Below are 12,045 nucleotides of genomic sequence, written 5' to 3' on the forward strand. Positions count from 1 at the left end.
CGGGGCGTCAGACGAAGCGGATCACTTCTTGCTCCCCCGAGCTGTGGCGGATCACCACCTCGCCGCCCTTGTTCACCGCTTCCTCCAGCACGGCGTACACCTGCAAAGCCCGGTTGATCGTGTCGGTCTTCGAGTCCCCGGTGAGTTCGACGGCCCGGTCCAGGGCCCGCGACGCGCGGGGGACCAGGTTCACGGTCACCCGCTCGAGACCGCCGCCGCCGCCACCACTGCGAGGCGGCGGCTTTCCGGGAGCGGTTTTCGCGTCACCGAGTTCGTTCGTTACCGACCCACTCTTCGGTGTCACGACAACCGTCCTTTCGTATGCGAGGTCCGGTCCCCCAATGGCCGGCCCCGGAGCACTTCGCCGAGCTCGACTGCGTCACCGCGGCCGGTACTCGTCGGAAGCGACGTTCGGCGGACAAGTGCGTAACCCGGAGGTCCCGCACCTCCAGGTTCATTCTCATCATCCGCGTGCGGCTTAGCTTCTGTCAAGCTGAAAGACGTATGAGAGATGTATGTGAGATGCATGTTACCGCCACATCCTACCCGTGGGTAGCTGTACGTAGTCATAGGCCCTCGAGATCGACTGAACCATTTAGCCAAGTGGTCTGTTTGGCCTTCCTTTCTCAATTGGACGCTCCTGGCGGTGAAATCGCTACAAAGTCCATTGTGGATCGGTGTGAGCGGGGACGGGTGGCCGCTCTGACCACGTTGTCAACCACGGTGTCGCGGGGGCGGTCTCCGCGGGGTCGGCGAGCCGGGCGGAGTTGACAAAAAGCTGACGACCCGCGTGACAGGCAAGTCAAAAGTATTGATCTTCTATTACTCTCTGTACTCGCTTTGAGCATCACTTCACCGCATCGGTGGTACGGTGTCGACCAACTACGAGGGACCGTCCGTCCGGTGCGCCGCCGCACCGGTCAGGGAAGGTGAGGGAGATCGGTGGACGAGGCGATCGAGACGGACCTGTCCAAGGCTGAGCCGAACCCCTCGGAACGCGCCGAGGTGCGCGTCGAGCGCGTGAAGGTGAGAGGGCGCTTCAAGATCGCGCTCGGTCCGCTGTCCGGCGAGGCCGAAGGTGAGGTCGACGCGGGCGACGCGGGCGGCCGGATCGCCTACGCGTGCGCGGCCGCGATCATCATCGCCATTTCGGTGCTGGCCGCGGTCGGTGTCGCCTTGACCGGGATGTCGTTGCACTGGCCCGCTTGGCTGTCGGCCCTGCTCGTCGGGCTGGTCTTCGCGCTGATGGCCACGCTGTTGCTCGTGTGGCGGAGGGACACCGACTAGGAAACGACTCCGCTCCGCCAGGCCCACGCCGCGGTCTCCACGCGGTTCCGCGCGCCGATCTTGCCCTGCACCGATGCCAGGTGCGTCTTCACCGTCGACAACGACATGAACAGCTCGGCCCCGATCTCCGTGTTCGTCAGGCCGCGGGCGACCGCCTGCACCACGTCCATCTCCCGCGCGGTCAGGGGCTCGGACGGCGGGTTCGCCCGCGTCTTCGCCGAGCTGCCGTCGAAGTGCTTGAGCAGCCGGACGGTGATCTGCGGGGACACCAGCGCGTCGCCGCGGTCGGCTGCGCGGACCGCTTCGATCAGGAGGGCCGGGCCCGCGTCCTTGAGCAGGAAGCCGGATGCGCCGTTGCGCAGCGCCGTGTGCACGTATTCGTCGAGGTCGAACGTCGTGACCACGACCACCTTCAGCGGGTCGGTCACGTCCGGGCCGGCCAGCTGCCGGGTCACCTCTAGGCCGTCGAGGCCGGGCATGCGGATGTCGAGCAGGCAGACGTCGGGGCGCAGTTCGCGGGCCTTCGAGACCGCCGAGACGCCGTCCGCGACGTCGGCGACGACCTCGATGTCGTCGTGGGACTCCAGGATCATGCGGAACCCCATCCGCACCATCTCCTGGTTGTCGGCGATCAGTACCCGGATCACTCGTCCCCTTCCCCGGCGGCCAGCGGCAGCCACGCTTCGACCCGCCAGCCACCGTCCGGGCCGCGCCCGGCCGACAGCCGTCCCTTCAGCAGCGCGACGCGTTCGCGCATCCCGACCAGACCGTAGCCGCCCGACCCGCCGGCCGGCCGGTGCGCCGTCTCGCGTCCGTTGTCCGTCACCCGCAGGTGCAGTTCGTCGCCCGCCACCTCGGCGACGACGAACGCCTCGGTCGCGTCGGCGGCGTGCTTGCCGACGTTCGTCAGCGACTCCTGCACCAGCCGGAGCGCCGAGCGGCCGACCTCGTGCGGCAGGTCCGGCGGCAGGTCGAGGTGCATCGACGTCGGCACGCCGTGGTTGGCGCCTTCGACCAGCTTCCGCAGGTCGGCACCGAGGTCGGTGGTGGCCTGCTCGCTGAACTCGCTCGATCCGGCCGGCGCGTCGCCGCGCATGGAGCGGACCAGCCGCCGCATCGCCACGAGCGCCTCGACGCCGGCGTTCTCGATCCGGCCCATCGCCTCGACCGCCACCTGCGGGTTCCGCTCGGCGATCAGCCGCGCGGCCTGCGCCTGGACGACGATGCCGGTGACGTGGTGGGCGACGACGTCGTGGAGCTCGCGGGCCAGCGCCATCCGCTCGGCGGTCTGGGCGTCGGCCACCGCCGACTGGACGACCGTGGTGCGCTCGGAGTCCCGCGAGCGCAGCATCAGGCCGACGGCGATCGAGATGCCCAGCAGCAGCGCCGCGGCGAAGGCCAGGCCCGAGAGCGCCTGGGGGTCGGTCTGCAAGCCATCGGGCCGGTCCGAGTTGAGGATCGCCGCGAGCGCGACCACCCCCGACAGCACGGCGAGCCGCGGCCACGAGGGACTCAGCCCCCGGGCGCGGGTCAGGTTCACCACCGCGCCCATCCCGGCGACGACCTGCGTGAACGGGACGCCGCCCGGCATCTCGTACTCGTAGCGCAGGTGCAGGAACGGCGTGATGATCGCGGACAGCAGCATGATCCCGGCGACGCCGAGCAGCGCGTCCGCCGGACGGCGCGGGGACAGCACCGCGATGACGGCCGCGACCAGCGAGCAGAACAGGATCGGGAACCCGCGGGCGTTGCTCGAGTACGTGTAGCCGAACTCGAACAGCAGCGCGAACCCGAGCAGCCCCATCAGCGGCCACTGCCCCATCGCCAGCTCGTTCACCCGGCGGAGCCGGCGCGTGCGCGGGTCGGCCCGCGGGCTGCGGTCGCGGGCCGCGACGGCGGGGGCCACCGCCCCGGCGAACAGCAGCAGGCCGAACAGCAGGGCCTGGGTGCCCGTGCCGCCGTCGATGTCACTGACCCCCCGGTAGCGGCCGAAGACCGCGACGAGACCGCCGACGACCAGGACGCTGTCCACGCAGAACGCCACGCCCGCCCGGGCCCGGCGGGTCACGTAGAAGACCATCTGCACCCCGGCCACGATCTCGGTGATGGTCACCTTCGGCAGCACGCTCGAGTACGCGGGCAAGTGGAACGCGTGGACGAAGAGGGTGGAGAACACCAGGACGGCGGCGCCGACCGCGCCGGCGACCGCGGCGCGTTGCTGGGCCCACAGCGCGCAGGCGACCATCGCGATCACGCCGGGGAGCAGGCCGAAGTCCACGAAGCGCGGACCGGCGTCGTCGAGCGCGGCCTGGGTCGTGTAGACGACGTCGAACAGCAGCGCGGCGAACAGGACGGCCGAAGGCACGCCGATGCGCCGCACCAGGGCGGCGGCTCGGGCGTACGGCGTTTTCGGCGGGGGCGCGGCGGTCACAACGTGACGTTAGAGGATTCCCGGCCGTGCGCACCTTGGCCGAGTGGCTCGCGCTCCCTCGGCCGATCGGCCGATGCGGCACCGGCCGTGACTGGCCTTCTGCCCGAAGTGGACACCCCCCGATCTCGGCGAAGCTCATCGCATCAAGATCCGAACCGACAGGGAGAACCTCGTGGACCCGAATACTCCACAGTGGACGAACGGCCCGGTGCTGTCCGGCCGTGGGCTGGTGAAGCGCTACGGCGCGCAGTACGCCCTGGCCGGCATCGACATCGACATCCAGCCGCGGGACGCCGTCGCCATCGTCGGGCCGTCCGGCTCGGGCAAGACGTCGCTGCTGCACGTCCTGGCCGGCATCCTCCGCGCCGATGACGGGCAGATCTTCCTGGCCGGCGAACGGATCGACCACCTCGGCGAGAAGAAGCGCAGCGAGCTGCGCCGCACCGAGTTCGGCTTCGTCTTCCAGTCGGGGATGCTGGTCGCCGAGCTGTCGGCGGAGGAGAACGTCGCGCTGCCGTCGCTGCTGGCCGGGCTCGGCCGCAAGGAGGCCATCGACGCCGGCCGCCAGTGGCTTTCGCGGCTCGGCCTGGCCGGCAAGGAACGCCGCCGCCCCGGCGAGCTGTCCGGCGGCGAGGCCCAGCGCGTCGCGATCGCGCGGGCGCTGACCCACCGGCCGAAGGTGATCTTCGCCGACGAGCCGACCGGCGCGCTCGACACGCGCACCGGCCGCGAGACGATGGACGCCCTGCTCGGCGCCGCCCACGAGACCGGCGCCGCGGTGATCGTGGTGACCCACGACCGCGAGCTGGCCGAGTCGATGCCGAAGACCGTGGCCATCCGCGACGGCCTGATCGCGACGAGGCTCGCGGCATGAATTCGCTGCAGATCGCCATGCGGGTGCTGAGGGTGGACCGGCGGACCCGGACGTCAGCGATCCTCACCGCGATCGGGGTGGCCGTCGCGACCGGGCTGGTGCTGCTGCTGGCGACGTTGCCGTTCGCCACGCAGAACCGCGAGCAGCGCGCCCTCTGGCAGGGCGACCAGTTCTACAGCCGCGGCGCCGACGGCCCGGTCAAGCTGCTGTACGCCGCTTCGAAGGACTACTTCGACGGCAAGCAGATCATCCGGGTCGACGTCGCACTCGCGCCGGGCGCCACGGCGGCCGGGGTCGAGCTGCCGCCGGGCGTGCCGCAGCTGCCGGGGCCGGGTGAGACCGTCGTGTCGCCCGCGCTCGGCCGGCTCCTGCAGGCCAACCCGGCCGCGCGGCTCGGCGACCGCTTCGGCAAGCCCGTCGGCGCGCTCGGCGAGGACGGTCTCCGGTTCCCGGAGCAGCTCGTCGCGCTCACCGGGCACACGCCGGATGCGATGCCGGAGAGCTCGTCCCAGGTGGCCGGCTTCCCCGGCGGGAAGGCGAGCCCGGACGCCCTGCTCATGCTGCTGTCCTGGGTCGGGATCATCGTGCTGCTGGTGCCGAGCCTCGTCCTGGTCGCGTCGTCGGCCCGGCTGACCGCGGCCCGGCGGGAGCGGCGGCTCGCCGCGATCCGGCTGGCCGGGGCGACTCCGGGGCAGGTCACGAACATGGTGGCCGCCGAGACGACGTTGTCGGCAGGCATCGGCGCGCTGCTCGGCCTGCTCATCAGCCCGGCGCTGCACGGCCTCGCGTCGTTCGTGCCGTGGGCCGGCGGCACCTGGCTCGCGTCCGACTTCGCCCTGCCGGTCGGCCTGACGGTGTCCATCGTCGTGGCCATTCCGGTCCTCGTGGTGCTGGCCGGTGTCCTCGGTCTGCGGCGGGTGCTGAAGAACCCGCTGTTCGCGACCGGTGGGCACACGAAGAAGCCGCTGCACTGGTGGCGGCTGCTGGCGCTGCCCGCGGCCGGGGCGTTCTTCCTCGTCGCCGTGACGACGGTGAAGGAGACCGGCGGCATCGGGCTGGTCATGGCGGGGCTGTTCTTCCTGGTCGGCTCGGCCGCGATCGTGGGGCCGTGGGTGACGTCGGCGGTCGGCGGCACATTCGTCCGGATCTGGCGGCGCCCGTCCGCGCTGCTCGCCGGCCGCCGGCTGCGTGACGACCCGAAGGGCGCCTACCGCGCGTCCGCCGGGATCGTGCTGGCGGTGTTCGCCGGGTCGATGGCGCTGACGCTGCTGCCGACGTTCGAGTCGATGGCGGGCGGCGGCCGGTCCTTCGTGGACTCCGTGCTCTACGTCGACTCCGACGCCCAGCACGCGGGCAAGGTTGTCGAGCAGGCCAACGCGTCCCTGCAGCGGTACGGCCAGTCCGAGAAGGCGGTCGCGGTCGGCGAGGTCTACCTGGTGCAGGGCGACGGCCGGAACCGCACGGGCCACCGCGCGCTGGTGATGACCTGCGCCGACGCCGTCAAGCTGACCCGGTTCGGGCTCACCGCGGAGAACTGCACGGGCGGTCCGGCCGTCTTCGGCGACTCGGCGCTCGACCTGGCGCAGTTCAAGGTCACCGACAACTGGGAAGGGGCGGCGGTGGCCGTCAAGTCGGGAACGCGGGCGGAAGCCGTCCACCTCCCCGACGCGGACCTGTCCAGCACGTCGATCATCGATCCCGCCGCGCTGCCGGACGGCTTCACGCCGAAGTACGTCACCGTGGTCGCGCCGACGACCGACGCGAACCGCGAGATCGTCCGGACGGCGCTGGCCGCGCCGGCCGCCGGCGAGGAGATCGGCAGCCGGGACCAGTACCTGTTCAACCAGCAGACCGAGCTCGGCGACCTGCGCCGGGTCACGGTGATCGGGCTGCTCGCGGCCGGGATCCTGGCCGGCTGCAGCGCCGCGGTCGCGACGGCGGGCTCGGTGATGGACCGCCGCCGCACCTTCGGGGCGCTGATGGCCGCCGGCACGCCGGTGCGGGTGCTGTCGAGGGCGCTGCGGATGGAGGCCGCGCTGCCCGCGCTGGTCGCCACCATCGGCGCGGGAATCGTCGGGGTGCTGGTCGGTGTTGGGTTGTTCAGCATGGTCGACGAGCGGGGCATCGTGCTCAGCCCGTGGATCCTGGCGCCGATCGTGCTCGGGGTCGGGGTGGCCCTGCTCGGCGCGTCGGTCTGCACGCCCGCCCTCAAGCGGGTCCAGGCGGAGCCGCTGGCCGAGGAATAGGACGTTCGCCCCTCTGTCGGGGGAGGGGCGAGCACCGGGGGTAGTGAGCTGAAGGGGACTTTCTCCGCAGGGGATCCGGAGAGGGTCCCCTTCAGCGCCTCTCGAAGATCAGGTCGTGCGAGACGCGGCCCTCGACGTCCGCGCGCTGCTCGAACTTGGTCACCGGCCGCCACTCCGGCCGCGGCGCCCAGCCGCCCGGCTCGTCCGCGTACCGGTTGCGCAGCGCGGGCTCCGCGGAACAGACCTCCAGCATCTGCTCGGCGTAGTTCTCCCAGTCGGTCGCCATGTGGAACGTGCCGCCGGGCGCGAGCCGCGAAGCCACGAGCGCGGCGAACGACGGCGACACGATCCGCCGCTTGTGGTGCTTCTTCTTCGGCCACGGGTCCGGGAAGAACAGCCGGACGCCGTGCAGCGAGTCCGGCTCGACGTGCTCGGTCAGCAGCACGACTGCGTCACCGTGCAGCAGCCGCAGGTTCTCGACGCCCAGCTTTTCGGCGCGCAGCATCAGCTGGCCGAGGCCCGGCTCGTAGACCTCGACGGCGACGTAGTTCAGCTCCGGCGCCGCGGCGGCCAGCTGCGACGTCGTCTCGCCCATGCCGGAGCCGATCTCGACCAGCACCGGCGCCTCGCGGCCGAACCACGCGCCGAAGTCCAGCTTCCCGGCGGGCAGCTCGCCCACCGTGCGGCCCAGCCGCGGCCAGAGGTCGTCCCACGCTCGCTGCTGGCCGACGGTCATGCGGCCACCGCGTTTGACGTAGCTGACGACGCTGCGCAGCCGGGGCTGGTCCTCGTTTTCCACGAGGATGCAGGTTACCGGTGGTTACCGGACGGCCTCGAACTCCCCGAGCCGAGACCGCAGCCCCGCCAGCCCGGCGACCGCGATCGGGTCCGGCGTCCGTCCGCTGTGGGCGGGCAGGACGTCGATCCAGCCGGCGTGCCGGTCGGTGTTCATCACCGTCGTGGGAATCGCGTGTCCCGATTTCCCGCGTTCGGACGGCATGAACTCCCAGTAGCCGGATTCGCCGTCCGCGGCCCACGGGACGAATTCCCAGCCCGGCCGCCTGCCGAGCAGTTGCGCGATCCGGTCCTCGACGCGGAAACCCTGTTCCCGCGAATCGAGCTTGCCGTCCGCCATCGCGCGCAGCCACCACGGCGCGGGGATCGGTCCCGCCATCCCGGCCGAAGCGCGGAACAGCGCCAGGACGCTGTCTTCGGGTGCGCGGTGCACCCAGGCGCGGCGGAGTTCCGCGGGTGTCGTCGCGGTCATGGCGGCCTGCGGGAGTTCGATCGCCCGCGACCATTCGAGGTCCAACATCGGTTCGAGCCGGGGAGCGTCGTCTTCGACGCGGGCTCGGGGAATCGTGCTGCCCAATTCTTGACCGGTGTCCACCGTCAAGGATCACCTCCAGGGGAGCTCAGACGGGTCCGGTTCGCTCACTTACGAATATTGCCTGGTCATAGCATTATGTCCGGTGGCTGTGAGAGAAGCCACAGCCTCTTCATCTTCTCTTAACAGAGTTTTTTGAGGTATTGAGACGCCGGTCACGCTCAGGCGTCGCGCTGTGCCGTGACGAACACCCCGGCCACGAACAGTGCAACGCTGATCGCCGCGAAGTAACCGAGGTAGCCCCACGGGCCCAGCGGCGCCGACGGCAGCTGCAACGGCCCCGCGGCGAACCCGCCCGCCCCGACGAACTCGTCGGCGGCGTGGAACGGCATCCACTGGTAAATGTGCCTGCCCGCGCCGGGGATGAAAACCACCAGGCCTTCGAGCAGCTGTGTCCAGACGAGCACCGCCGTCAGGGCGAAGGCGACGCTGCGCAGCAGCAGGGCGACGCCGACGCCGGCCACGGCGGAGAGCAGGAAGACCAGGCTCTGCCCGAGCACCGACCGCCAGTCCGCGGCCGAGTGCAGCGCGAGATCGGCGTCCGGCTGCACCAGCGACGCCAGCCCCCACGAGCCGAAGCCGACGACCAGCCCGAGCACGGCCCCGACCGCGCCGACGACCGCCACCTTCGCCAGCAGGGCGGGCACCCGGCTCGGGACGGCCTGGAACGTCAGCCGCATCGTGCCCCAGTTGAACTCCGACGCGGTCGCGAGGATCGCCAGCACGAGCAGCACGGTCCGGCCGTTGCCGCTCGCGAGCTGGGTGTTGCCGACGGTCGCCGGGATCTCCGGCCCGGCCAGCGCGAAGAACAGCGCGGTGAAGCCGAGCGGCGCGAGGAGCGCGATCGCCAGGCACCACCACGGCGCCCGGGTGCTGAAGAGCTTGATGCGCTCGGCGCGGAGCAGGTTCGTCGTCGTGGTCACTGGACGGCCTCCGGAGCGGACGCGGCGGGGAACTCGACGGCTTCGCGGGTGAGGTCGAGGTAGGCCTGCTCGAGCGAGCCGGTGATCGGGCTCAGCTCGTGCAGGGTCGCGCCGGCGTCGAAGGCGAGCTGCCCGATCCGGTCACTGTCCATTCCGGACACCACGAACGCACCGCCGGCTTCGGTGAACTCCGCCTGCCCGGTGAGCGCGGCCCGCAGCTCGTCGGCGTGCGGGGTGCGCACCCGCACGCCGTGTTCGCTCGTCCGGGCCACGAACTCCTCCATCGTGCCCTGGTAGATCAGCCGTCCCCGGCCGATCACGACCAGGTCCTGCGCGGTCTGCGCCATCTCGGGCAGCAGGTGGCTGGAGACGAACACGGTCCGGCCCTCGGCGGCCAGCGCGTGCAGCAGCTGCCGGATCCAGGCCATGCCCTCGGGGTCGAGGCCGTTCACCGGCTCGTCGAACAGCAGGACGCGGGGGTCGCCCAGCATCGCGGCCGCGATCCCGAGCCGCTGCTGCATCCCGAGCGAGTACTGCAGGACGCGCGTCTTGGCGACGCTCGTCAACCCGACCAGCGCGAGCACCTCTTCGACGCGCTTGTCGGGGATGCCGTTGGTCGCGGCCAGCCAGCGCAGGTGGTCGCCGCCGCTGCGGCCGGGGTGGCGCCAGGTGGCGTCCAGCATCGCGCCGACCGTCCGGAGTGGATCTTTCAGCTGCCGGTACGGGACGCCGTCGACGAGCACCGTGCCCGCGTCGGGGGTGTCGAGGCCGAGGATCAGCCGCATCGTCGTGGACTTGCCGGCGCCGTTCGGGCCGAGGAAGCCGGTGACGCGGCCCGACCGGGCGGTGAACGTCAGTTCGTTGACCGCCGTGGTGGCGCCGTACTTCTTGGTCAGTGCGGTCGCTTCGATCATCCGCTCCCCCGTCCGTCACGGGGAGCCTACTGCGAAACACCGGATCCGGGTCGCCCCCCGACAGCGCGACCCGGATCCGGTGTTTCCCCTGTTCCCCCTGTTTCCCCCTTATGCGTCCCGCTTCTTCGCGACCCCGAGCGCGACGAGCAGGAACACGATGGCGACACCCGCGAAGTAGGCCAGCGCCCAGCCCGGGCTCAGCGGCGAGTCCGACGGCGCCGGGCCGTCGACGACCGCCGAGCCGCGCAGGAACTTGTTCGCGACGTTGAACGGCAGCCACTCGTGGATGTGGGAGCCGATCTTCGGGATCAGCTGCACGAGCTCCTCTACGGCCAAGTAGTAGATGAGCAGCAGGGCGATGGCACCGGCGCTGTGCCGGATCAGGACGCCGAGCGCGACGGCCAGCACGGCGCTGAGCGCGAACACCGGCCCGAGCCCGGCGACGTTCATCCAGTCCTGCGAGGTGTGCAGGCCGAGGTGGTCGTCCGGCCGCATCAGCATGGCGAGGCCCAGCGCGCCGAACGCGCCGATCTCGCCGATCACCAGCGCCACCAGTGCGACGACGACGGCCTTGGCGATCAGGGCCGGCGAGCGGTGCGGCACCGCCTGGAACGTCGTGCGGATCGTGTTGAAGCGGTATTCGGTGGTCACCGCGAGCGCGGCGAGCACCATGACGACGGCGATGCCGAACTGGGAGCCGCCGAACTGCGTGGCGGACAGCGCGACGGGCGAGTCGGCAGGCGTGGCGCCGGCGATGATGGCGGCGAAGCCGATGGTCAGGGCCAGGGTGATGAGCGCGCACCACCACGGCGAGCGGGTGCTGAACAGCTTGATGCGTTCGACCGCGAGCAGGTTCATGATCTTGGTTTCCCCGGAGGTCTTCGGTTACTTGGCGGACTCGAGCACGTGCTGCGCCTCGGCGTCGAGACCGGTGTGGTACTCGACGGAGTCGCCGGTGATCTGCATGAACGCCTGCTCCAGCGAGCCGGTCTGCGGGCTCAGCTCGTGCAGCACGATCCGGTTGGCCGCGGCGATCTCGCCGATCTTGTCGCTGTCCATTCCGGACACCACGAGCGCGTTCGCCTCCTCGGCGACACCGGCGCTCGCGCGCTGCAGGGCGTCCCGGAGCTCGGCCAGCTGCGGCGAGCGGACCTTGACGGTGTTCTCCGCCGCGCGGGAGACGAAGTCTTCGGTGGACGACTGCGAGATCAGCTGGCCGCGCCCGATCACCACGAGGTTGCTCGCGGTCAGCGCCATCTCCGAAAGCAGGTGCGAGGAGACGAAGACGGTGCGGCCCTCCTCGGCCAGCCGGTGCATGAACTTCCGGATCCAGAGGATGCCCTCGGGGTCGAGGCCGTTCACCGGCTCGTCGAACAGCAGCACCTCGGGGTCGCCGAGCAGGGCGGCCGCGATGCCGAGCCGCTGCGACATGCCGAGCGAGAACCCGCCGGCGCGCTTGCCCGCGACGCTGGTCAGGCCGACCGTCTCGAGCACCTCGTCGACACGGGCGGTGGAGATGCGGTTGGACTTCGCCATCCACTGCAGGTGGGCGCGCGCCGAGCGGTTCGGGTGCACCCACTTCGCGTCGAGCAGCGCCCCGACGGTGCGCAGCGGTTCCTTGAGTTGGTGGTACTTCTTGCCCCCGATGGTGACCTGGCCGCCCGTCGGGTTGTCCAGGCCCAGGATCATCCGCATGGTGGTGGACTTGCCCGCCCCGTTCGGGCCGAGGAAGCCGGTGACCTGGCCCGCGGCCACGGAGAACGACAGGTTGTTCACCGCCAGTGTCTTTCCGTACCGCTTGGTGAGGCCGGTTGCCTCGATCATGACTGCTCCTCTTCCGCCCCTCGCTTACGACGCGTTCATCGTCGCGGGTCGGGGGCGGTTCGCGCGTCACCCTGCAGGCCTAACCGCTCCCCCTACCTGAGTAGTACCTTGCTGGCTTTTCGGCCGATGCGCGATCGGTGATGACCCTGAGCCGACCCT

12 protein-coding genes are annotated in these 12,045 nt (G+C 70.9%); 3 read left to right on the forward strand and 9 right to left on the reverse strand.

Features of this window, described 5'->3' with window-relative positions:
- Positions 1 to 7 precede the first annotated feature (7 nt).
- Positions 8 to 199, reverse strand: coding sequence for a hypothetical protein (locus ACH54P_RS29855; protein ID WP_489906655.1), 192 nt, complete (start codon positions 197 to 199; stop codon positions 8 to 10).
- A gap of 743 nt (positions 200 to 942) precedes the next feature.
- Here ACH54P_RS29855 and ACH54P_RS29860 point away from each other — a divergent pair.
- A complete protein-coding gene (locus ACH54P_RS29860) occupies positions 943 to 1,287 on the forward strand; it encodes a phage holin family protein (RefSeq protein WP_489906656.1) in 345 nt (114 codons plus the stop codon).
- On the opposite strand, the gene ACH54P_RS29865 is transcribed toward ACH54P_RS29860, so the two are convergent.
- Complete coding sequence (locus ACH54P_RS29865) at positions 1,284 to 1,934, reverse strand: response regulator (protein ID WP_489906657.1); 651 nt, start codon at positions 1,932 to 1,934, stop codon at positions 1,284 to 1,286. The two genes, ACH54P_RS29860 and ACH54P_RS29865, sit on opposite strands and share 4 nt — an antisense overlap.
- Positions 1,931 to 3,718, reverse strand: a complete 1,788-nt coding sequence (locus tag ACH54P_RS29870) for a sensor histidine kinase (protein ID WP_489906658.1) — start codon at positions 3,716 to 3,718, stop codon at positions 1,931 to 1,933. Before ACH54P_RS29870 ends, ACH54P_RS29865 begins: the two co-directional genes overlap by 4 nt.
- Before the next feature lie 172 nt (positions 3,719 to 3,890).
- On the opposite strand from ACH54P_RS29870, the gene ACH54P_RS29875 reads away from it, so the two are divergent.
- On the forward strand, positions 3,891 to 4,592 hold the full coding sequence (locus tag ACH54P_RS29875) for an ABC transporter ATP-binding protein (RefSeq protein ID WP_489906659.1): 702 nt from the start codon (positions 3,891 to 3,893) through the stop codon (positions 4,590 to 4,592).
- Positions 4,589 to 6,838 (forward strand): FtsX-like permease family protein, encoded by a 2,250-nt coding sequence (locus ACH54P_RS29880; protein ID WP_489906660.1) that lies wholly within the window; start codon positions 4,589 to 4,591, stop codon positions 6,836 to 6,838. The genes ACH54P_RS29875 and ACH54P_RS29880 overlap by 4 nt, the downstream gene beginning before the upstream one ends.
- A 91-nt stretch (positions 6,839 to 6,929) precedes the next feature.
- Here ACH54P_RS29880 and trmB read toward each other — a convergent pair whose 3' ends face one another.
- The 6 genes from trmB to ACH54P_RS29910 form a co-directional block, all read right to left on the reverse strand.
- Complete coding sequence (gene trmB / locus ACH54P_RS29885; RefSeq protein WP_489906661.1) at positions 6,930 to 7,637, reverse strand: tRNA (guanosine(46)-N7)-methyltransferase TrmB; 708 nt, start codon at positions 7,635 to 7,637, stop codon at positions 6,930 to 6,932.
- A gap of 21 nt (positions 7,638 to 7,658) precedes the next feature.
- Positions 7,659 to 8,210, reverse strand: a complete 552-nt coding sequence (locus tag ACH54P_RS29890; RefSeq protein WP_489916706.1) for a hypothetical protein — start codon at positions 8,208 to 8,210, stop codon at positions 7,659 to 7,661.
- A gap of 176 nt (positions 8,211 to 8,386) precedes the next feature.
- On the reverse strand, positions 8,387 to 9,148 hold the full coding sequence (locus tag ACH54P_RS29895; protein WP_489906662.1) for a hypothetical protein: 762 nt from the start codon (positions 9,146 to 9,148) through the stop codon (positions 8,387 to 8,389).
- A complete protein-coding gene (locus tag ACH54P_RS29900; RefSeq protein ID WP_489906663.1) occupies positions 9,145 to 10,062 on the reverse strand; it encodes an ABC transporter ATP-binding protein in 918 nt (305 codons plus the stop codon). Before ACH54P_RS29900 ends, ACH54P_RS29895 begins: the two co-directional genes overlap by 4 nt.
- A 108-nt stretch (positions 10,063 to 10,170) precedes the next feature.
- Positions 10,171 to 10,920, reverse strand: coding sequence for a hypothetical protein (locus tag ACH54P_RS29905; protein ID WP_489906664.1), 750 nt, complete (start codon positions 10,918 to 10,920; stop codon positions 10,171 to 10,173).
- 27 nt (positions 10,921 to 10,947) lie between these two features.
- A complete protein-coding gene (locus ACH54P_RS29910; RefSeq protein WP_489906665.1) occupies positions 10,948 to 11,886 on the reverse strand; it encodes an ABC transporter ATP-binding protein in 939 nt (312 codons plus the stop codon).
- Positions 11,887 to 12,045 lie beyond the last annotated feature (159 nt).

The sequence above is a fragment of the Amycolatopsis sp. N2S4-7 genome (genome assembly GCF_058119595.1).

What these genes read in the sequence shown, in the direction of transcription:
- ACH54P_RS29880 (WP_489906660.1), top strand. Translation starts at nt 4,589, where the DNA reads ATGAATTCGCTGCAGATCGCCATGCGGGTGCTGAGGGTGGACCGGCGG.
- ACH54P_RS29900 (WP_489906663.1), bottom strand. Translation starts at nt 10,062, where the DNA reads ATGATCGAAGCGACCGCACTGACCAAGAAGTACGGCGCCACCACGGCG.
- ACH54P_RS29905 (WP_489906664.1), bottom strand. Translation starts at nt 10,920, where the DNA reads ATGAACCTGCTCGCGGTCGAACGCATCAAGCTGTTCAGCACCCGCTCG.
- ACH54P_RS29910 (WP_489906665.1), bottom strand. Translation starts at nt 11,886, where the DNA reads ATGATCGAGGCAACCGGCCTCACCAAGCGGTACGGAAAGACACTGGCG.